Annotated in this window: 19 protein-coding genes; 14 read left to right on the top strand and 5 right to left on the bottom strand. The window is 61.0% G+C overall.

The features are described 5' to 3' along the window. Complete coding sequence (gene clpA, locus B5P46_RS23225; RefSeq protein ID WP_129420770.1) at window positions 1-2493, top strand: ATP-dependent Clp protease ATP-binding subunit ClpA; 2493 nt, start codon at window positions 1-3, stop codon at window positions 2491-2493. 73 nt (window positions 2494-2566) lie between these two features. On the opposite strand, the gene B5P46_RS23230 is transcribed toward clpA, so the two are convergent. From B5P46_RS23230 to B5P46_RS23255, 5 genes are all read right to left on the bottom strand, one after another. Further along, complete coding sequence (locus B5P46_RS23230) at window positions 2567-2857, bottom strand: Dabb family protein (RefSeq protein ID WP_129420771.1); 291 nt, start codon at window positions 2855-2857, stop codon at window positions 2567-2569. Window positions 2858-2914: 57 nt separating this feature from the next. Next, a complete protein-coding gene (locus B5P46_RS23235) occupies window positions 2915-3346 on the bottom strand; it encodes an HIT family protein (protein ID WP_129420772.1) in 432 nt (143 codons plus the stop codon). Window positions 3347-3498: 152 nt separating this feature from the next. Then, complete coding sequence (locus tag B5P46_RS23245; protein ID WP_129420774.1) at window positions 3499-4689, bottom strand: GNAT family N-acetyltransferase; 1191 nt, start codon at window positions 4687-4689, stop codon at window positions 3499-3501. A 76-nt stretch (window positions 4690-4765) separates the two neighbouring features. Beyond that, complete coding sequence (locus tag B5P46_RS23250) at window positions 4766-5485, bottom strand: glycerophosphodiester phosphodiesterase (RefSeq protein ID WP_129420775.1); 720 nt, start codon at window positions 5483-5485, stop codon at window positions 4766-4768. Continuing rightward, the gene (locus tag B5P46_RS23255; RefSeq protein WP_129420776.1) at window positions 5482-5952 is read right to left on the bottom strand and encodes a RidA family protein; all 471 of its coding nucleotides are present in this window, start codon (window positions 5950-5952) and stop codon (window positions 5482-5484) included. Before B5P46_RS23255 ends, B5P46_RS23250 begins: the two co-directional genes overlap by 4 nt. A gap of 136 nt (window positions 5953-6088) precedes the next feature. On the opposite strand from B5P46_RS23255, the gene B5P46_RS23260 reads away from it, so the two are divergent. The 13 genes from B5P46_RS23260 to bamA all read left to right on the top strand — a co-directional run bounded on the left by B5P46_RS23260 (window position 6089) and on the right by bamA (window position 20359). Further along, the gene (locus B5P46_RS23260; protein ID WP_129420777.1) at window positions 6089-6925 is read left to right on the top strand and encodes a cell envelope integrity EipB family protein; all 837 of its coding nucleotides are present in this window, start codon (window positions 6089-6091) and stop codon (window positions 6923-6925) included. 191 nt (window positions 6926-7116) lie between these two features. Next, window positions 7117-8193: a toxic anion resistance protein gene (locus tag B5P46_RS23265; RefSeq protein ID WP_129420778.1), complete on the top strand. Its 1077-nt coding sequence runs from the start codon at window positions 7117-7119 to the stop codon at window positions 8191-8193. A gap of 14 nt (window positions 8194-8207) precedes the next feature. Beyond that, window positions 8208-9776, top strand: a complete 1569-nt coding sequence (locus B5P46_RS23270; protein WP_129420956.1) for a substrate-binding domain-containing protein — start codon at window positions 8208-8210, stop codon at window positions 9774-9776. A 7-nt stretch (window positions 9777-9783) separates the two neighbouring features. Next, window positions 9784-10401 (top strand): 5-bromo-4-chloroindolyl phosphate hydrolysis family protein, encoded by a 618-nt coding sequence (locus tag B5P46_RS23275; RefSeq protein ID WP_129420779.1) that lies wholly within the window; start codon window positions 9784-9786, stop codon window positions 10399-10401. Beyond that, window positions 10401-11507 (top strand): hypothetical protein, encoded by a 1107-nt coding sequence (locus B5P46_RS23280; RefSeq protein ID WP_129420780.1) that lies wholly within the window; start codon window positions 10401-10403, stop codon window positions 11505-11507. The genes B5P46_RS23275 and B5P46_RS23280 overlap by 1 nt, the downstream gene beginning before the upstream one ends. A gap of 181 nt (window positions 11508-11688) precedes the next feature. Next, window positions 11689-12456, top strand: a complete 768-nt coding sequence (gene rpsB / locus B5P46_RS23285) for a 30S ribosomal protein S2 (RefSeq protein ID WP_064654227.1) — start codon at window positions 11689-11691, stop codon at window positions 12454-12456. 239 nt (window positions 12457-12695) lie between these two features. Beyond that, window positions 12696-13622, top strand: coding sequence for a translation elongation factor Ts (gene tsf / locus B5P46_RS23290; protein WP_129420781.1), 927 nt, complete (start codon window positions 12696-12698; stop codon window positions 13620-13622). Window positions 13623-13718: 96 nt separating this feature from the next. After that, window positions 13719-14441, top strand: a complete 723-nt coding sequence (gene pyrH / locus B5P46_RS23295) for a UMP kinase (protein ID WP_003539289.1) — start codon at window positions 13719-13721, stop codon at window positions 14439-14441. 52 nt (window positions 14442-14493) lie between these two features. Further along, window positions 14494-15054, top strand: a complete 561-nt coding sequence (gene frr / locus B5P46_RS23300; protein WP_129420782.1) for a ribosome recycling factor — start codon at window positions 14494-14496, stop codon at window positions 15052-15054. 37 nt (window positions 15055-15091) lie between these two features. Beyond that, on the top strand, window positions 15092-15835 hold the full coding sequence (locus B5P46_RS23305; protein WP_129420783.1) for an isoprenyl transferase: 744 nt from the start codon (window positions 15092-15094) through the stop codon (window positions 15833-15835). Then, complete coding sequence (locus B5P46_RS23310; RefSeq protein WP_129420784.1) at window positions 15835-16665, top strand: phosphatidate cytidylyltransferase; 831 nt, start codon at window positions 15835-15837, stop codon at window positions 16663-16665. Before B5P46_RS23305 ends, B5P46_RS23310 begins: the two co-directional genes overlap by 1 nt. 28 nt (window positions 16666-16693) lie before the next feature. Beyond that, a complete protein-coding gene (gene rseP / locus B5P46_RS23315; protein WP_129420785.1) occupies window positions 16694-17827 on the top strand; it encodes an RIP metalloprotease RseP in 1134 nt (377 codons plus the stop codon). Window positions 17828-18025: 198 nt separating this feature from the next. Further along, complete coding sequence (gene bamA, locus B5P46_RS23320; RefSeq protein WP_129420786.1) at window positions 18026-20359, top strand: outer membrane protein assembly factor BamA; 2334 nt, start codon at window positions 18026-18028, stop codon at window positions 20357-20359. The last annotated feature ends 28 nt before the right edge of the window (window positions 20360-20387 follow it).

The raw sequence follows: 20387 nt of genomic DNA on the forward strand, positions 1-20387 counted from the left end.
GTGCCAACATTTTCGCCTAGTTTAGAGAAGGCGCTCCATCAGGCACTGACCTTTGCCAACGAGCGGCACCACGAATATGCGACGCTCGAGCATCTGCTGCTCGCCCTGATCGACGATGCCGATGCGGCCGCGGTCATGGGTGCCTGCAATGTCGATCTCGACGCGTTGCGCAAGACGCTCGTCGAATATGTCGATAACGAACTTTCCAACCTGATCACCGGATATGACGAGGATTCGAAGCCGACCTCCGGCTTCCAGCGCGTCATTCAGCGTGCCGTCATCCACGTGCAATCGTCCGGCCGCGAAGAGGTGACCGGCGCCAACGTGCTCGTCGCCATCTTCGCCGAGCGCGAAAGCCATGCCGCCTATTTCCTGCAGGAGCAGGAGATGACCCGCTACGATGCCGTCAACTATATCTCCCACGGCATCGGCAAGCGGCCGGGCGCTTCGGATGTGCGTCCCCCACGCGGCGCTGAGGACGAAGCCGAAAGCAGCAAGCCGACGGCGCGCGGCGGCGAGGAAGAGGGCGGCCCGAAGAAGCAGCAGGATGCGCTCAAGGCCTATTGCGTCAATCTCAACGAGAAGGCCAAGGGCGGCAAGATCGATCCGCTGATCGGCCGTCACGCCGAGGTCAGCCGCACGATTCAGATCCTGTGCCGCCGTTCGAAGAACAATCCGCTCTATGTCGGTGATCCTGGCGTCGGCAAGACGGCGATCGCCGAAGGCCTTGCCAAGCGCATCGTCGAAGGCAAGGTTCCGGAAGCGCTCGCCGATGCGACGATCTTCTCGCTCGACATGGGCACGCTCTTGGCCGGCACGCGCTACCGTGGCGATTTCGAAGAGCGCCTGAAGCAGGTCGTCAAGGAACTGGAAGAATATCCGGGCGCCGTGCTCTTCATCGACGAGATCCACACGGTGATCGGCGCTGGCGCCACCTCGGGCGGTGCGATGGACGCATCGAACCTCCTGAAGCCGGCCCTGTCATCGGGCGCGATTCGCTGCATCGGTTCGACCACCTACAAGGAATACCGCCAGTTCTTCGAGAAGGACCGGGCGCTGGTCCGTCGTTTCCAGAAGATCGACGTCAGCGAGCCGTCGATCGATGATGCGATCGAGATCATGAAGGGCTTGAAGCCTTATTTCGAAGAGTATCACCACCTGCGTTATTCGAACGATGCCATCAAGTCGGCCGTCGAACTGTCGGCCCGTTACATCTCCGACCGCAAGCTGCCCGACAAGGCGATCGACGTGATCGACGAAACCGGTGCGGCCCAGATGCTGTTGCCGCCGTCGAAGCGCCGCAAGCTGATCACCGAAAAGGAGATCGAGGCGACGGTTGCCACGATGGCGCGCATTCCGCCGAAGACCGTCTCCAAGGACGACGAAGCCGTGCTCGCCAATCTCGAGCAGGAACTGCGTTCGGTGGTCTACGGCCAGGATATCGCGATCGAAGCCCTTTCGACCTCGATCAAGCTGGCGCGTGCCGGTCTTCGCGAGCCGAACAAGCCGATCGGCGCCTATGTCTTCTCCGGTCCGACCGGCGTCGGCAAGACCGAGGTCGCAAAGCAGCTTGCTTCGTCGCTCGGCGTCGAACTCCTGCGCTTCGACATGTCGGAATATATGGAGCGGCACACGGTTTCGCGTCTGCTCGGCGCGCCTCCCGGCTATGTCGGCTTCGACCAGGGCGGCCTTCTGACCGATGGCGTCGACCAGCATCCGCATTGCGTGGTCCTGCTCGACGAAATCGAGAAGGCACATCCCGACATCTACAATATCCTGCTGCAGGTCATGGACCACGGCACGCTGACCGACCATAACGGCAAGAAGATCGACTTCCGCAACGTCATCCTGATCATGACGACCAATGCGGGCGCATCCGAAATGGCCAAGGCGGCGATCGGCTTCGGCTCGTCCAAGCGCACCGGCGAGGACGAGGAGGCGCTGACCCGCCTGTTCACGCCGGAATTCCGCAACCGTCTCGACGCGATCATTCCTTTCGCGGCGCTGCCGACGGCTGTTATCCACAAGGTCGTGCAGAAGTTCATCATGCAGCTGGAGGCCCAGCTTTCCGAAAGGAACGTCACCTTCGACCTGCATGAGGATGCGATCGCCTGGCTGGCGGAAAAGGGTTACGACGAGAAGATGGGCGCCCGCCCGCTTGCTCGCGTCATTCAGGATACGATCAAGAAGCCGCTCGCCAACGAGATCCTGTTCGGCAAGCTGAAGAAGGGCGGCGTCGTCAATGTCACCGTCGGCCCGAAGGAAGATGGCAAGCCCGGCATCGTGCTCGAAGCCATTTCGGAAACTGCGCCGATCAAGCCGAAGCCCGAAGCCGAGGTCGCCCACCCCGAAGGCGATGATGGGGATGACGGCGAGCTGAAGACGAAGGCAGCCCGCAAGACCCGCGCCAAAGCGGTGCCGCAGGCCGAACCTGAGGTCCGCGACGCCCCGAAGAAGGGAAGCGCGGTTCCGAAGGTTCCACGCAAGAAGTAAGATACCGTCACCGAATTGGAAAAGGCCGCGTTCTCAGCGGCCTTTTTCGTTTCCGGATCTGCATACGCCCCTTTCAGAGCCTGGTGTAGTCGATCTCGAGAAAGTCGGCGACCTCGGGCACCCAACGGTCGCGCACGAAGGCAACATGCAGTGGATGGACGTTATAGGCGTCGTAGCCAGCCTGATCGTCGAATTCCATCGAAAAGCCGAAGGTAAAATCGTTCTTTGGACTCGTCTGCCGAAGCTGCTCGAAATTCCGCACGCTCGGGATCTTGCCAAGCACCAGCGCGTCGGCGAGGAACGACGTTTCTTCAGCCGAGCCGGCTTCGTGCTTCAGGCGGAACGCGACAGTATGGCGGATCATGATCTTGTTCCAAATGATTGTCTGGATTGAATTCTCTGAAATCGACTGGTGTTGACCTTACGCGAGTGCTGCCCTGATCTTTTCGGCATTGCCGGCAAGCACGGCACCGTCCTCCATCTTGCCGGAATGCGGCTTGAGGGCCGTGCCTTCATGCCGCGGGATGACGTGGAAATGCAGATGGAACACCGTTTGACCGGCGGCCGGCTCGTTGAACTGGGCGATGAACACGCCATCGGCGTCGAAGACGTCCTTCAGGGCATTGGCGATCTTTTGGACCACGGTGATCGCATGGGTGAGGGCGGCTGGATCGGCATCGAGAATATTGCGCGACGCCGCCTTCGGAAGGACAAGAACGTGGCCCGGCGCCTGCGGCATCACATCCATGATGGCGACGGTATGCTCGTCCTCGTAAACCCGGTGCGAGGGGATTTCGCCGCGGAGGACCTTGGCGAAGATGTTGTTATCGTCGTAAGCGGCCGGGCTGGTCATCGCGAAATCTCCTCGTTTTTCACAGGGCGTGCGTCTTTTCAAACGCGCAAGGGACGCTGTAGCACTTTGAATTACTGCATAATTTTAGCCCTAAATCGATTCCGATTTAGGGAATTATGCGTTGATCGGGTAACGCGGCCGGTGCGGCGGCGTCAATCCTCCTGCTGACGTTCGCCCTTGCGGAAAGGGCTGTGCTCGGTCAGCAGCTCGCTCATCTGTTCGACATCGGCGCGCTCGCGGGCAAGATAGTCGCCGATCGCCCGGCGAAGGCCGGCATGAGCGACATAATGGGCGGAATGCGTCGTCACCGGCAGATAGCCGCGGGCGAGCTTGTGTTCGCCTTGCGCTCCGGCCTCGACCCTTTTCAGCCCTTTCGACAGGGCGAAGTCGATCGCCTGGTGATAGCAGACCTCGAAATGCAGGAAGGGATGATCCTCGATGCAGCCCCAGTGACGGCCGTAGAGTGTATCGCCGCCGATGAAATTGATCGCGCCGGCGATATAGCGCCCGTCGCGTTTGGCCATGACGAGCAGGATATCGTCGGCCATGCGTTCGCCGATCAGCGAATAGAACTTACGGGTGAGGTAGGGCCGGCCCCACTTGCGCCCGCCGGTATCCATGTAAAACTTGAAGAACTGGTCCCAGATGCGTTCCGTCAGGTCGCGGCCGGTCAGCCAGTCGATGCTGATACCGTTTTCGAGTGCGGCGCGGCGCTCCTTGCGCAAGGCCTTGCGTTTGCGCGAGGCGAGCGTTTCGAGAAATTCCTCGTGATTGGCATAGCCGTCATTGATGAAATGGAACTGCTGGTCGGTGCGGTGCAGATAGCCGTCCATCTCGAAGACGCCGATCTCCTCGTCCGGCACGAAGGTGATATGGGCCGAGGAGATGCCGAGCCGGCGCACGACTTCCTTCAGGCTTTCGGCGATCGCGCTCTGGATTGGTAGCCTCGGCAAGCCCTCGGTGACAAGAAGACGCGGGCCTGTCGCCGGGGTAAACGGGATCGAGCATTGAAGTTTGGGATAATAACGCCCGCCGGCCCGCTCGAACGCGTCGGCCCAGCCATGGTCGAAGACATATTCGCCCTGGCTGTGGTTCTTGAGGTAGCCGGGCAGGGCGCCGACCAGTTCGCCGCGATCGGTTTCGAGCAGCAGGTGGTGGCCAAGCCAGCCGGTATGGGCATCGGCCGAGCCGGATTCCTCCAGCGACGATAAAAAAGCGTGCGAAACGAATGGGTTGTAGGCAAGCGTGCCGCAAGTCTTCGATGCCCCGGAAAGCCTGGACCAGCTCTCCGGGGAAATCGCGGTGAAGGAGCGTTCTACGCGAATGGATAGTTCATTAGTCATGGAGCAAATGCGAAGCCTTTGGGGATGGTCTCGGCTCTGCTTCAGTCTGCGCATGATCTTGGCCAAAAAGCGAGCGTCAAGCAGCCATACGCGGATCGAAGCCTTCGAAGGTCATCTGGTCTGCATTGGCGAATGTGCGTCGGCGCGCCTCTTCGTCACGCACCGTCCAGGTGATGACGGGAATGCCCTTTTCGCGTTCGCCTGTGATGAAGGCATTCGGCAGGTCGTCATAATAATAGGAGATGAAATCGAGACCGATCTCCATCGCCTTTGCATGCGTCTTGAACTCTTCCGGCGTATTGCCGTTGGCGGTCAGCCCGAGCGGGTAGGGTGAGCCAAGCGCCTTCAGGTCGCGCAGCAGCCAGTGGTCGAAGCTCATCAGCGCCACCTTGCCCTCATAACCTTCGAGCACCTCGAGCACAGCCTCGGCGAAACCTTCGTCATCGGCCTCGCGGCCCTTGAGCTCCAGCACCAGCGGCACCTTGCCCTCGACGAGATCGAGAAGCTGGCGCAGCGTCGGCACCTTGTCGCTCGTGCCGCCAACGGCGATCAGTCCGAGTTCCCGGGAGGTGCGCTCGCGGATGTCGCCGTTGAGATTGCACAGGCGCTGCAGATCCTCGTCGTGAAAGACGACCGGCACGCCGTCGGAGGCGTAATGCAGGTCGCATTCGATCGCAAAGCCTGCTTCGACGGCGCGCGAGAAGGCCGAAAGCGTGTTTTCCCAGACATGCGTGTTGAGATCGTGATAGCCGCGATGGGCGACCGGCAGGTCCCTGATCCAGGCAGCATTGGTCATTCTGCGATTTCCATGATAGCGTCTATCTCAACGGCGGCATTCAGCGGCAGGGCCGCCATGCCGACAGCGGCACGCGCATGTTTGCCGGCTTCGCCAAGCACGCCGGCAATCAGGTTCGAAGCGCCGTTGATGACGAGATGCTGCTCGACGAAGTCGGGCGCCGAGGCGACGAAGCCGTTCAGCTTGATGACGCGCCGGATGCGGCCGAGATCGCCGCCAAGTGCCGCCTTCGCCTGGGCAAGGATGTTAATGGCGCAGAGTTCGGCGCCGCGCTGGCCCATTGCAACGTCGACGGTCTTGCCGAGATGGCCCGAGACGGTGACCTTGCCGCCTTCGAGCGGCAACTGGCCGGAGATGTAGAGAAGATTGCCGCTGATGACATAGGGAACGTAATTTGCAGCAGGTGCTGCGGCTTCGGGCAGGGTTATCCCCATCTCAATCAGGCGCGCTGCAATTTCATCGGACATTTTCGTCTCCGCTTTTGTTGTCAATTCTTCAAAAATTATGCATCAAGACTAGAATCTTTAATATGACAGTTTCGAGCCTCGATTTGGCCGAAAGCGTTCTTATAACATCGCGACCGAGTCCAACAGGAGTTAATGAATGTTCCGATCGAGTCTTGTCGCTCTGCTTCTCGCCAGCGTTTCCGCCAATGCATGGGCGGCTGCGCCCGCGGTGAGCGCTGCGATCGCGACCGGCCTCGTCGCCCATCGCGCGGTCTACGATCTGGAACTGAAGGACGCCTCGGACCGCTCTGGCATCGCCGGCATGTATGGTCGCATGGTCTATGAGTTCGACGGCAGCTATTGCCAGGGCTTTACCACCAACTTCCGCTTTGTGACGCAGATCGACACCGGCGACAGCGTGCGTGTCAGCGACCAGCAGACCAAGACCTTCGAAAACCTGAAGGACGGCAAGTTCACCTTCGACACCAAATCCTTCACCGACGAGCAGCTCGATAAAGAGGTCAACGGCGCAGCGCAGGACCAGCCTGATGGCGTCAAGGTCGATCTCAAGCAGCCGGCGAGCCGCGAGCTGCAGCTTGCTGAAAGCCGTTTTCCCACGGAACATATGCTCGATGTGATTCAGCACGCCAAGGACGGCAAGCGCTTCTTCGAGGCGCGCGTCTTCGACGGTTCGGACGACGGCGACAAGTCGCTGGCGACGACGACGATCGTCGGCAAGCAGGAGACGCCGATCGCCGAGGAAGCCGATGCCGGCAACGCCGGCGCCTTTTCCAAGACGGCCTTCTGGCCGGTGACGATCGCCTATTTCAACGAGAGTGCGAAATCGGACGCTTTGCCGGTCTACCGCATGTCCTTCAAGCTCTACGAGAACGGCATCACCCGCGACCTGACGATGGATTACGGCGATTTCGTCCTGACCGGCAAGCTCGCCAAGCTGGAGCTGCTCGACCGCAAGGCCGAGGTTTGCAAGTAGGCGACGAGATCTCGCCTGTCATAAAACTGTATCATAAAATTCACTATGGTTCGGCGATTAGCGATGACTGAGTCGCCGTCTGTCGTCCTGCTTTTCGGGTCGGTGCGATCCTGGCGGCCAAGCCATTGCGATGACGTCTATTTGCTAGACTGCCTAGACCATTACGCATCGCAAGCTTGAAAGCCCGAACCATGGCCGACACCGATCTCGCGACTGTTCAGAATGCCGCCCTGCCGGTTGTTGTCGCCGATCCGGCGGAAATTGCCCGCATTTCCGATAGCATCAACATCACTGACCGTGCCGGCATCTCGGTCTATGGCGACCGCGCCCAGCAGGCGGTCAGCGATTATGCTGACAGGATCCTGCGCGAAGTCCGCAACAAGGACCTCGGCGATGTCGGCCGCCTCTTGACCGACATCATCCTTAAATCGAAAAGCCTCGATCCGGCATCGTTGAAGGATAAGGGTTTCCTCAGCCGCATGTTTCTCTCGGCCAAGGCCCGGCTCGAACGCTTCAAGGCGGAATTCGAGGACGTGGCCGGCCAGATCGACCGGATCGGCCTGGAGCTCGACCGCCATAAGGATACGCTGAGGCGCGACATTGCGCTGCTCGATGACCTGCATGAGGAAACCAGGCAATCGATCATGCGGCTCGAGGCCTATGTTCAGGCCGGCAAGACTTTCGCCGAGCGTTTTCGCAGCGTCGATCTGCCGGGGCTGAAGGCGCAAGCCGAGGCGGCAGCGACCGGCCCGGGCGGCGGCATGCTGGAGGCGCAGACCTATCAGGACAGCCTGCAGGCGCTCGACCGGCTGGAAAAGCGGGTCTTCTACCTGCAGCAGGCCCGCCAGCTTGGCATCCAGCAATTGCCGCAGATCCGCATCGTCCAGGCGGGTGACGAGACGCTGATCGAAAACCTGCAGGCGACGTCGGCGCTGACGGTGCCTGCCTGGAAACAGAAGATGGTGATCCTGCTCGGCCTGACACGGCAGAAATCGGCGCTTGACCTGCAGAAGGCGGTGACCGACGCCACCAACGACATGATCCGCCAGGCATCCGAGATGATGAAGGACCAGGCGATCGCCATCGAGCAGCAGTCGCAACGCGGCATTGTCGATATCGACACGCTCGCCAAGGCGAACAGGGATCTGATCGATACCATATCAGGCGTGCTGCGGGTGCAGGAGGAGGGGCGCCGGAAGCGGGCGCTCGCCGAACAGCAGATGGAGCAGATGACGGTCGAACTCAAGAAGGCTATGACCCAGGCGTGATCGGCAATATGACGATGCGAGCACTGCTTTCAGGCCTGGCACTTCTTGCCCTTCTGCCCCTTGCCGGCTGCAATCCCTTTGGCCAGGGGCCGGATTTCTCGATCGTATCGGGATCGGAGAATACCGTTCTGCAGCCGATCGTCGAGGAATTCTGCAAGCAGAAGAACGCCACCTGCACCTTCAAATATGAGGGCACCCTCGATATCGGCCTCGCGCTGCAGAGCGACCAGGGCGTCGCGCAGGATGCGGTCTGGCCGGCCTCCAGCGTCTGGGTCGACATGTTCGACACCAAGCGCCGCGTCAAGAGTCTGACCTCGATCGCCCAGACGCCGGTGGTATTGGGCGTGCGCAGGTCGAAGGCGCAGCAGCTCGGCTGGATCGGCAAGGACGTCTTCATGAAGGACATTCTCGCTGCCGTCGAGAGCGGATCGCTGAAGTTCCTGATGACCTCGGCGACGCAATCCAATTCGGGTGCCAGCGCCTATCTTGCCATGCTGTCGAGCGCGCTCGGCAACAAGCCGGTGATCGAACCCGGCGATCTCGACGACAGACACGTCCAGGAGAGCGTCCGGTCGCTGCTGTCAGGTGTCGTGCGCTCTTCCGGCTCTTCCGGCTGGCTTGCCGATCTTTATGTCGAATCCGCCGGCAAGGGCACTGTCTATGACGCGATGTGGAATTACGAGGCGGTGCTGAAGGAAACCAACGGCAAGCTCGCCGCCCTGTCGCAGGAACCGCTGTACGCGATCTATCCGGCAGATGGTGTGGCCATGGCGGATTCGCCGATCGGTTTCGTCGATCATGGCCGCGGCCCCGAAGTCCAGACCTTCTTCAACGATCTGCTCGCCTATCTGAGCTCGGCCCCCGTGCAGCAGCGCATTGCCGATACCGGCCGGCGCATTCCCTTGACCGGCATTGCCGCAAAGCCGGAGCCAAACTGGAATTTCGATCCCGCCCGGCTGGTGACGGCGATCCGCATGCCGGAGGCGGGCGTCATCCGCCAGGCGCTCAACCTTTATCAGGCCGCGCTGCGCAAACCTTCGCTGACCGCGCTCTGCCTCGATTTTTCCGGCTCGATGCAAGGGGACGGCGAGGACCAGTTGCAGAAGGCGATGCGTTTCCTGTTGACGCCCGACGAGGCGAGCAAGGTGCTGGTACAATGGTCGCCCGCCGATCAGATCATCGTCATTCCCTTCGACGGCAGCGTGCGCAACATCTTCATGGCGAGTGGAAACCCGCTGGAGCAGGAAGGTCTGCTAAACGAGATTTCCCGGCAGAAGGCGAATGGCGGCACGAACATGTATGCCTGCGCCGAACGGGCTCTGCAGCAGATTGCCCGAACTGACAAGCTATCGACTTATCTGCCTGCAATCGTCATCATGACTGATGGCAAGTCCGATGATCAAAGCCGGGCCTTCACGAACGAATGGAACGCGATGGAGCCGCATGTGCCGATCTTCGGCATCACATTCGGCGATGCCGACAAGTCCCAGCTCGACAGCCTCGCCAAGCTGACCTCGGCGCGCGTGTTCGACGGCGGTTCGGATCTCGCCACCGCCTTCCGCACCGCGCGAGGCTACAATTAGGACAGGCATGCGCAACTGGCTCGGCAATGACGGCAACTGGATCGTGGCGGGACTGGCGGCGGCAATCACCGTACCGCTCTTGAGCTTTGCCGCCGGCATGCCCTTCTGGATCGCCGCCATCATCGCCCTTCTGGTCTTTGCCGGCCTCGTCATTCTGCTCGCGCCGCGCCGGCTGTTCGAAGGCCTCGATATCAAAAGCATCGGCAGCGGGCGCCTCGCCTTTGCCCGCGACCTGCTGGAGGCCGCCGTTCCCTTTGCGCAAAGGCTGGAGACCGCCGCCGACACGATAAGCGATCGTCAGATGGCAGCCGCAGTCCGGCATCTCGCCGAAATCGCCGCCGATGTCTTTCGCAAGGTCGAGGCCAAGCCCGAAAGCGCCAATGCCGTGCGGCGGTTCCTCTCCTACTATCTGCCGCGTGCCGCCGAGGTGGCGGAAGGTTTTGCCGTCATCGAGGCCAAGCGCGTTCCGGACCCCAAGCAGCTGGAGGAGGTCCGCGGCGTGCTGGTCAAGCTCGAAGAGGCCTTCGTCCATTATGCCGACAGCCTGGTCGATGAGGAACTCGGCACGCTCGACACCGATCTGCGCCTCATCCAGGCATCGCTCAAAGAGGATATCGGACGCTGATGGCCCTTTCTCGTCGCGCCTTTGGAGTGGGACTGCTCGGAGCCGGCGTCGTCGGCACCGGCGGTTATTTCGCCGTCCGGGATCGGCCGGAATTGCAGGGCCTGCTCGGCAGCCGCACGACGCTGTTCGGCTTCGTCGGCGGCGAGAAGGAGGCCTTCCTGGCCGACCCCGAGGTCATCAGGGCGCTCGGCGGATACGGATTGACGGTGGGCAGCCGTGTCGCCGGCTCTGTCGAGATGGTCCGCGAACAGGCGCTGCTGTCGCAGTATCCGCAATTCCTCTGGCCGTCCTCCTCGATCATGGTCGATATCGCCAGGCAGAACGGCATTTCTATCCGCAACGACCGCGTCGTGCTGAACACGCCGATCGTCGTCTATTCCTGGCAGCCCGTCGTCGACGGACTGATGAAAGCGGGATTGGTGACGGTGACGAACGAAGGCCATCATCAGCTCGACCTCAAAGCGCTGCTTGATGCGATCCTGGCAGGATCCGACTGGTCGAAGCTCGGCGTCAATTCGCTCTATGGGCGCGCCCGCATCGTCTCGACCGATCCAAACCGCTCCAATTCCGGCTTCATGTTCGCAGGCCTGGTGCTCAGCCTTTTCAGCGGCAATGTTGCGACATCCGCCGATCTCGCTACGTTTGGCGGCAAGGTGCTGGCGATCTTCCGCAACATGGGTTTCAAGTCGCCGTCCTCAGGCAAACTTTTCGACCAGTATCTCGCAGGCGGCCTCGGCGGCGAGCCGATGATCGTCGGCTATGAGAACCAACTGGTCGAATGGATCCTCGCCGATCCAGCACGCTGGGATCGCATCAAGGCGAGTGCCGGCGCAAAGCCGGTGGTGCTCTATCCGCGCCCGACCGTCTATTCGGCGCATCCGCTGATCGTCGTCGACGAGAATGCCAACCGGCTGATCGAAGCGCTGGTGAGCCCGAAGCTCCAGGAGCTTGCCTGGACGAGGCACGGCTTCCGCGGTCCGCTGGGGACCGCCACCGGCAACGCCGACACCGCGATCGGCACCCTGCTGCCGGCCGAGGTCGATGCCATCCTGCCGATGCCCGACGCAGACGTCATGCTGTCGCTGCTGCCGACGCTGGCAAGCTGAGCCGCCAGGTTTTTTCGGCATAAGCCTTGCTTTTGCGCCAAATCGAATGTATGGGCACCGGCATTCCACACGTAAGGCATGGGATCGTCCGGGAGAAATCCGGGCTGTTCCGCCCGGTGGCATCCTCGAAGAGGGTGCTGTTCGCCTTGCGGAGGTTCAACCGGAAAAGGAGTAACAAGGCATGGCATTGCCTGATTTTTCTATGCGCCAGCTTCTTGAGGCAGGCGTCCACTTCGGCCACCAGACGCATCGCTGGAACCCGAAGATGAAGCCGTATATCTTCGGCGATCGCAACAACATTCACATCATCGATCTGGCCCAGACCGTTCCGATGCTGTCGCGCGCACTTCAGGTCGTCAGCGACACCGTTGCCCGCGGCGGCCGTGTTCTCTTCGTCGGCACCAAGCGCCAGGCGTCTGAGATCATTGCCGACAGCGCCAAGCGCTCGGCCCAGTACTACGTCAACTCGCGCTGGCTCGGCGGCATGATGACGAACTGGAAGACGATCTCCAACTCGATCCAGCGCCTGCGCAAGCTCGACGAGATCCTGAACGGCGAAGCCCAGGGCTTCACCAAGAAGGAACGCCTGAACCTCGAGCGCGAACGCGAAAAGCTGGACAAGGCTCTTGGCGGTATCCGCGATATGGGCGGCACGCCCGACCTGATGTTCATCATCGACACCAACAAGGAAAAGATCGCGATCGACGAAGCCAAGCGCCTCGGCATCCCGGTTGTCGCCATCATCGATTCGAACTGCGATCCGGACCTGATCGACTATCCGATCCCGGGTAACGACGACGCATCGCGCGCGATCGCTCTTTACTGCGAGCTGATTTCCCGCGCCGCCATCGACGGCATTGCGCGTCAGCAGGGCTCTTCCGGCCGCGATCTCGGCGCATCCATCGAAGTTCCGGTCGAACCGGCTCTCGAGGAAGCAGCCGAAGGCTGATGAAAGCGGGCGGATCGAAAGGTCCGCCAAAGCTTGCAGAGACTGGGAAAGGCCGCTCGCGACTCATCGAAGTTCGGCGGCCTTGCCTGTTTCAAGGGGAGGGCGTCAGGCTCTTGCCCGATAAGTTTCGTTATGGCGCGTCTTCATCACGCTGTCATACATACAGGTACATTTCGTGCCTCAATCCGGTGCCGAGCCGCGCTTTGCGGCCCACCGTATGAACCGACAAGAGGAAGCTAATGAGCGAGATTACGGCTGCAATGGTGAAGGAACTGCGCGAAAAGACCGGCGCAGGCATGATGGACTGCAAGAAGGCTCTTGCTGAAACTGCTGGCGACATGGAAGCGGCGATCGACTGGCTGCGCGCCAAGGGCATCGCCAAGGCCGACAAGAAGTCCGGCCGCACCGCTGCCGAAGGCCTCATCGGCGTTTCGAGCCAGGGCACCAAGGCCGTCGTCGTCGAAGTCAATTCCGAAACCGACTTCGTCGCCCGTAACGATGCCTTCCAGGAACTCGTCCGCGGCATCGCCAAGGTCGCCGTCTCGACCGACGGCAGCGTTGACGCCGTTGCCGCTGCGACCTACCCGGCATCCGGCAAGTCCGTGTCCGACACGATCAAGGATGCGATCGCAACGATCGGCGAGAACATGAACCTGCGTCGTTCGACCGCTCTCTCGGTCGAGGACGGCGTCGTCGCCACCTATATCCACAATGCTGTTTCCGACGGCCTCGGCAAGCTCGGCGTTCTCGTCGCGCTGAAGTCAACCGGCGACAAGGAAGCCCTGAACGCCATCGGCCGCCAGGTCGCCATGCACATCGCCGCCACCGCGCCGCTGGCGATCCGCCCGGAAGAAGTCGATGCCGCCGTCGCCGAGCGCGAGCGCAACGTCTTCATCGAGCAGTCGCGCGCTTCCGGAAAGCCAGACAATATCATCGAAAAGATGGTCGACGGCCGCATGCGCAAGTTCTTCGAGGAAGTCGCCCTTCTCTCGCAGGCTTTCGTCATCAATCCGGATCTGACGGTCGCCGCCGCCATCAAGGAAGCTGAAAAGGCCGTCGGCGCGCCGATCGAGGTTGCCGGCATGGCCCGTCTGCTGCTCGGCGAAGGCGTTGAGAAGGAAGAAACCGATTTCGCGGCCGAAGTCGCTGCTGCCGTCAAGGGTTGATCTTCCAGCCATAATTGGGAAAACACGAAGGGCATCGCGTGACAACGCGGTGCCCTTCGTGTATCGGGCATTCACGGCAATTTACGAGGAGCCAAGATGTCTTTAGAGCCTGTCTATAAACGTGTTCTACTCAAGGCTTCCGGCGAAGCGCTCATGGGTGGCCAGGGTTTCGGGATCGATGTGACGGTGGCGGACCGCATTGCATCCGACATCGCCGAGGCACGGCATATGGGCGTGGAAGTCGGCGTCGTCGTCGGTGGCGGCAATATCTTCCGCGGTGTCGCGGTAGCGTCCAAGGGCGGCGACCGGGTCACCGGCGACCATATGGGCATGCTCGGCACCATCATCAATGCGCTGGCGCTGGCGACCTCGCTGCGCAAACTGAACATCGATACGGTGGTGCTTTCGGCCATCTCCATGCCCGAGATCTGCGAGAGTTTTTCGCAGCGCGCAACCCTTTATCATCTGTCGATGGGACGCGTGGTGATCTTTGCCGGCGGCACCGGCAACCCCTTCTTTACCACCGATTCCGCCGCAGCACTCCGCGCCGCCGAAATGGGTGCGGAAGCGATCTTCAAGGGCACGCAGGTCGACGGCATCTACACCGCCGACCCGAAGAAATATCCCGATGCGACCCGCCTCGACCGCCTGACGCACCAGGAAGTGCTGGACAGGGGCCTCGCAGTGATGGACGTTGCAGCCGTGGCGCTCGCCAGGGAAAATTCCATTCCGATCATCGTCTTCTCGATCCACGAGAAGGGTGGTTTTGCTGAAATCTTGACGGGCGGTGGCCTCAAGACCATCGTCTCCGACAATTGATATAAGCTGCGCCGCGGATTCGGCGCAGCCTTCGCCAGACGGGAGCATCGACATGAGTGAAGGTATCGACATCAAGGAACTGAAGCGCCGCATGGACGGCGCGATTTCCGCATTCAAGAGCGACATCGCATCGCTGCGTACCGGCCGCGCCTCGGCCAATATTCTCGATCCGGTGACGATCGAGGCCTATGGTTCGCGCATGCCGCTGAACCAGGTCGCCAATATCACCGTGCCCGAGCCCCGCATGCTGTCGGTGTCTGTCTGGGACAAGTCGATGGTTGCTGCCGTCGAACGCGGCATTCGCGAATCCAATCTCGGCCTCAACCCGATCATCGACGGCCAGAACCTGCGCATTCCGTTGCCGGAGCTGAACGAGGAGCGCCGCAAGTCGCTCGTCAAGGTGGCTCATGACTATGCCGAAAAGAGCAAGGTGGCGATTCGCCATGTCCGCCGCGACGGCATGGACGGCCTCAAGAAAGCCGAAAAGGATGGGGTAATCGGCCAGGACGAGAGCCGGGCGCAGTCGGAACGTGTCCAGAAGATGACGGACGAGACGATTTCCGAAGTCGACCGCTTGCTTGGCGAGAAGGAAAAGGAAATCATGCAGGTCTAGTGGATCTGTGCCTTTGCCTGGAAAGACCGGACGGGAAATGTCGGAATCTATATTTGTGACTGTGCCAGAGCATGTTGCCATCATCATGGACGGCAATGGCCGTTGGGCCAAGCAGCGTGGCCTGCCGCGCACGATGGGCCATCGCAAGGGCGTCGAGGCGGTCCGTGACACCGTGCGCGCCGCCGGTGCGGCCGGCATAAAATATCTGACCCTCTTTGCCTTCTCCTCGGAGAACTGGCGCCGGCCCGAAGCCGAGGTCTCCGATCTGCTCGGCCTACTCAAGGCTTTCATCCGGCGCGACCTCGCCGAGCTCCATCGCCAGAACGTGCGGATCAAAGTGATCGGCGACCGCCACAGCCTGCGCAGCGACATTCTCGGCCTGTTGCTGGAGGCGGAGGAAACGACCAAGGACAACACGTCACTGACGCTCGTCATCGCCTTCAACTATGGTTCGCGCGACGAGATCGCCCGCGCCGTCGTCAGTCTCGCCCGCGACGTCGAGGCCGGCCGCCTGAGAGCACAGGATATTACACCGGCGCTGATCAACGCCCGTCTCGATACGGCCGGCATTCCCGATCCGGATCTCATTATCCGCACCAGTGGCGAAGAGCGGCTTTCCAATTTCCTTCTCTGGCAGGCCGCCTATTCGGAATTCATCTTCCTTCCGGAATATTGGCCGGATTTCAGCCCCGAGCTCTTCCGCTCGGCGCTCGAGACATTCGCCTCTCGTGACCGGCGCTTCGGCGGCCTGTCGTCGCAGGCGGCCGCGGTCGGCACCTGATGCAGCAGGAACTGAAGCTCCGCATCGTTTCAGGACTGATTCTTGCGGCCATCGTTCTTGCCGCTACCTGGTATGGCGGCCTTGCCTTCCGTATCCTGGCGGTCGTGATCGGCCTGCTGATCTATTATGAATGGTCGAAGATCACCGGCATCGCCCGGGATTGGGTCGCCAATGCCGTCGGCTGGATCGGCGAGGCGGCGATTGCCTTCCTCGTGCTTGTCGGCAATTTCGAATTCGCCGCCGGCATGCTGGCGGGCGTCACCGCCGTCGGCATCGCTCTGATCATCCTGCAGGGCACGAGCCGCTGGTTTCCGGCGGGCCTGTTTTATGCCGGCGCCACCGGCTTGGCCCTTGCCGCGATCAGAAGCGATGACCGGCCTGGCCTATACGCCATGCTCTTCGTCTTTGCCGTCGTCTGGGCAACCGATATCCTTGCTTATTTCGTCGGCAGGGCGCTTGGCGGGCCGAAGCTTGCCCCTTCGATCTCGCCCGGAAAGACCTGGTCGGGTGCAATCGGTGGTGCCGTTTCGGCGGTCGTAGCCGGCGTCGTTCTCGTCCATTTTCTCATTCCCGGCGCTGAAATCATCGCCGCCTTCGTGGCACTCGTTCTCTCGGTTTGCAGCCAATCGGGCGATCTTTTCGAATCGTTCATCAAGCGTAAATTCGGCGTCAAGGATTCGAGCCGTCTCATTCCGGGCCATGGCGGCGTCATGGACCGTGTCGACGGACTGATTTTCGCCTGTTTTTCGGCGTTCTTGCTTGCTGGGCTTTTTTCCCTGATAAAGGGGGCCGGAATGACGTCGCTCGGCGCGGCATTGTTCGGATTCTGACAACGCGGCAGTCTGACGGAAGGTACTCATGGAAACGATGAGCGGCATATATGCATTTCTGATGGGGAACATCGTTACCTTCATCCTCGTGCTGTCACTGCTCGTCTTCGTGCATGAGATGGGCCATTACCTGGTCGGGCGCTGGAGCGGCATTCGCATCCTTGCCTTTTCCGTCGGCTTCGGTCCGGAGATATTCGGCTTCACCGACCGCCACGGAACGCGCTGGAAGATTTCGGTGATCCCGCTTGGCGGTTACGTCCGGTTCTTCGGCGACGAGGATGCCTCGAGCAAGCCCGACACCGACGAGATCGCCGCCATGTCCGAGGAGGACAGGGCGCGCTCCTTTGCCGGCGCCAAGCTGTGGAAACGCGCCGCAACCGTTGCGGCTGGCCCGATCGCCAATTTTCTGCTGGCGATCGCCATCTTCACCATTCTTTTCTCGGTCTATGGCCGCACGATCGCCGATCCCGTTGTTTCCGAGGTCAAGCCCGACGGCGCTGCCGCTGCCGCCGGCATCCTTCCAGGCGATCTGCTGGTCGCCATCGACGGCGGCAAGGTCGAGACCTTCGACGATGTGCGCCGCTATGTCGGCATCCGCCCGAGCCAGAAGATCGTCGTGACGATCGAGCGCGCCGGCCAGAAGCTCGATGTGCCGATGGTGCCGCAACGCGTAGACCAGACCGACCAGTTCGGCAACAAGGTCGAACTCGGCCAGATCGGCATCGTCACCAGCCGGGAGGTCGGCAACTTCCGCCTGAAGACCTATACGCCGCTGCAGTCGCTGCGCGAGGCTGTGATCGAGACCCGCGACATTGTCACCGGCACCTTCAAATATATCGGCAACATCTTCAGCGGAACGATGCGCGCCGATCAATTGGGCGGGCCGATCCGCGTGGCGCAAGCTTCGGGCCAGATGGCGTCGCTTGGGATAGGCGCGGTGTTGCAGCTTGCGGCGGTGCTTTCTGTTTCGATAGGATTGCTTAACCTGATGCCGGTTCCGGTACTTGATGGCGGCCACCTGATGTTCTATGCGGTGGAAGCGGTGAGGGGGAAACCGCTGGGCTCTTCGGCCCAGGAAATTGCATTTCGCATTGGCCTGGCGATGATACTGACCTTGATGGTTTTCACGACCTGGAACGACATTGGCTCGTTGAGAGGGTAAACGAGCAAGGCGAGGCTAATTACTATTTATTTACGATGTTTCAAGGCTGTAGTGGCGAATGGGTCACGCTTGCAAATGAAGTAAACAGAAATTAACGACCTGCCTTGCTTGTATGTCAAAAGCGGGTAAAACGACACACGTGACCGGAATCGGGGTTTCCTGGGGCCGGGGACGAGGGAAACAAAGGTAATAGGTGAAATGAAGGCTGGTTCAAAGTTTTTGAACGCAGTATCGGCGGTTGCGCTGTCTGCTGGTGTTGTTGCTTCGGGCGCAGGTGCTGTGACGTTCGTTTCCGCTACGGCCGCTGAGGCCGCGGTCATCCAGCGCATCGATGTGCGCGGCGCAAGCCGTGTCGGCGCGGAAGCCGTCCGGTCGAACCTCACCATCGCTCCCGGAAAGAGTTTTTCGAACAGCGATATCGACGCCTCGGTCAAGCAGCTCTACGGGACGGGTTACTTCTCCGACGTCAAGATCTCGGTCTCGGGCAGCACGCTGGTCGTCAACGTTCAGGAAGCCCAGCTGGTCAACCAGGTCGTCTTCAACGGCAACCGCAAGATCAAGGACGACAAGCTCGCAACGATCGTCCAGACCCACGCCGCAGGCCCCTACAGCGACACCCAGATCCAGGCCGACATCCAGTCGATCAAGGAAGCTTATGCTGCAACCGGCCGCAGCGAAGTCGAAGTCACGACTCAGGTCGTGCCGCTCGGCGAAGGCCGCGTCAACCTTGCCTTCGTCATCAACGAGGGTGACCGCACCAAGATCGATTCGATCAACTTCGTCGGCAACAATGCCTACAGCGCCGGCCGCCTGGCTGCCGTCATCAACACCAAGCGTTCGAACTTCCTGTCGTTCCTGACCCGCAAGGACGTCTACAACGAAGACAAGCTCCACGCAGACGAAGAAGCGCTGCGCCAGTTCTATTACAATCGCGGCTACGCCGACATGCGCATCGTCTCTTCCGATGCCACCTTCGACGACGCGACCAACAAATACACGCTCACCTTCAACATCGAGGAAGGCCAGCGCTACGACTTCGGACCGGTGACCGTCCAGTCGACCGTCGAAGGCGTCGGCTCAGAGCAGCTGCAGCCGCTGGTGCGCACCCGCGAAGGCCAGGTCTACAACGCCAAGGAAGTGCAGAAGTCGATCGAGGCGATCTCCGATCAGGTGGCGTCTGCCGGTTATCCTTTTGCGCGCGTCACGCCGCGCGGTAACCGCGACCTCAACAACAACACGATCGGTGTCGAATATCTGGTCGACCAGGGCGAGCGCGCCTATGTCGAGCGCATCGAGATCCGCGGCAACAGCCGCACGCGCGACTACGTCATCCGCCGCGAATTCGACATGAGCGAAGGTGATGCCTTCAACCAGCAGATGATCACCAAGGCCAAGCGGCGCCTCGAAGCGCTCGGTTACTTCTCCTCGGTCAATATCTCCACCGCTCCGGGCAGTTCGCCGGACCGCGTCGTGGTAATCGTCGACGTGCAGGATCAGTCGACCGGTTCGTTCGGTGTCGGCGCGGGTTACGCCGCCGGCGGCGACGGCCTGCTGCTCGAAGCCTCGATCGAGGAAAAGAACTTCCTCGGCCGTGGTCAGTACATCCGCATCTCGGCCGGTGGCGGCCAGGAAGGCTCGCGCGCCTACGGCGTCAGCTTCACCGAACCCTATTTCCTCGGCTACCGTCTGGCGGCGGGCTTCGACGTCAACCGCAGCGAAACGTCGAGCAATGACGACTACGACTACGAGGAAACCAGCGTCGTCCTGCGTGTCACCGCGCCGATCACCGAAGATCTGGCGACGACCTTCCGCTATAACTACAAGCAGATGAAGTATGACGGCGATACCGACGATCTTTCGGCGACCTACGCCAATCTGGTCGACGAGAGCCCGTGGACACGCTCTTCCGTCTCGCAGACGCTGACCTACAACACGCTTGACGACACCGTCTTGCCGCGTGAAGGCATCTATGCGACGGCGACGCACGAACTGGCCGGCCTCGGCGGCGACTCGCAGTTCTACAAGATCTACGGCAAGGCCCGTTATTACCACTTGCTCGCCGACGATGCCGATATCATCGGCTCGCTCTCCGCTTCGGCTGGTTATGTCGTCCCCTTGGGTGACCATCTGAACGTCTTCGACCAGTTCACGCTGAACAACGGTGATATTCGCGGCTTCGAGAACAAAGGTATCGGCCCGCGCATCCGCGGGGATAACGATGACCCGCTCGGTGGCACGACCTATTTCACGGCGTCTGCGGAAGCGACCTTCCCGATGCCGGGATTCCCGCGCGACTTCAACCTGCGTGGCGCAGTCTTTGCCGATGCCGGCACGCTGTTCGGCAATGACGTCGAGCTTCTTGGGTCCGACCAGGCCGACGGCACCAGCGCTTCGCTGCGCGCTTCCGTCGGTGTCGGCGTCGTCTGGCAGTCTCCCTTCGGTGCATTGCGTCTGGATTACGCGATCCCGGTCCTCAAGGAAGACTTTGACAAGACGCAGAACTTCAAGTTTGGCATCAACAACCAATTCTGATATCGGCAGTCCGGAACTGTAAGACTCA

This window comes from Rhizobium leguminosarum, from assembly GCF_004123835.1.
GTDB classification, from domain to species: domain Bacteria; phylum Pseudomonadota; class Alphaproteobacteria; order Rhizobiales; family Rhizobiaceae; genus Rhizobium; species Rhizobium leguminosarum_M.

Bases quoted from the DNA above. Each gene is read 5' to 3' on its own strand.
- B5P46_RS23230 (WP_129420771.1), bottom strand. From the start codon at position 2,857: ATGATCCGCCATACTGTCGCGTTCCGCCTGAAGCACGAAGCCGGCTCG.
- B5P46_RS23255 (WP_129420776.1), bottom strand. From the start codon at position 5,952: ATGTCCGATGAAATTGCAGCGCGCCTGATTGAGATGGGGATAACCCTG.
- frr (WP_129420782.1), top strand. From the start codon at position 14,494: ATGAGTGAAGGTATCGACATCAAGGAACTGAAGCGCCGCATGGACGGC.
- B5P46_RS23245 (WP_129420774.1), bottom strand. From the start codon at position 4,689: ATGACTAATGAACTATCCATTCGCGTAGAACGCTCCTTCACCGCGATT.
- B5P46_RS23250 (WP_129420775.1), bottom strand. From the start codon at position 5,485: ATGACCAATGCTGCCTGGATCAGGGACCTGCCGGTCGCCCATCGCGGC.
- bamA (WP_129420786.1), top strand. From the start codon at position 18,026: ATGAAGGCTGGTTCAAAGTTTTTGAACGCAGTATCGGCGGTTGCGCTG.
- B5P46_RS23265 (WP_129420778.1), top strand. From the start codon at position 7,117: ATGGCCGACACCGATCTCGCGACTGTTCAGAATGCCGCCCTGCCGGTT.
- B5P46_RS23235 (WP_129420772.1), bottom strand. From the start codon at position 3,346: ATGACCAGCCCGGCCGCTTACGACGATAACAACATCTTCGCCAAGGTC.
- B5P46_RS23270 (WP_129420956.1), top strand. From the start codon at position 8,208: ATGCGAGCACTGCTTTCAGGCCTGGCACTTCTTGCCCTTCTGCCCCTT.
- B5P46_RS23310 (WP_129420784.1), top strand. From the start codon at position 15,835: ATGCAGCAGGAACTGAAGCTCCGCATCGTTTCAGGACTGATTCTTGCG.
- tsf (WP_129420781.1), top strand. From the start codon at position 12,696: ATGAGCGAGATTACGGCTGCAATGGTGAAGGAACTGCGCGAAAAGACC.
- B5P46_RS23260 (WP_129420777.1), top strand. From the start codon at position 6,089: ATGTTCCGATCGAGTCTTGTCGCTCTGCTTCTCGCCAGCGTTTCCGCC.
- B5P46_RS23305 (WP_129420783.1), top strand. From the start codon at position 15,092: ATGTCGGAATCTATATTTGTGACTGTGCCAGAGCATGTTGCCATCATC.
- rpsB (WP_064654227.1), top strand. From the start codon at position 11,689: ATGGCATTGCCTGATTTTTCTATGCGCCAGCTTCTTGAGGCAGGCGTC.
- pyrH (WP_003539289.1), top strand. From the start codon at position 13,719: ATGTCTTTAGAGCCTGTCTATAAACGTGTTCTACTCAAGGCTTCCGGC.
- B5P46_RS23275 (WP_129420779.1), top strand. From the start codon at position 9,784: ATGCGCAACTGGCTCGGCAATGACGGCAACTGGATCGTGGCGGGACTG.
- rseP (WP_129420785.1), top strand. From the start codon at position 16,694: ATGGAAACGATGAGCGGCATATATGCATTTCTGATGGGGAACATCGTT.
- B5P46_RS23280 (WP_129420780.1), top strand. From the start codon at position 10,401: ATGGCCCTTTCTCGTCGCGCCTTTGGAGTGGGACTGCTCGGAGCCGGC.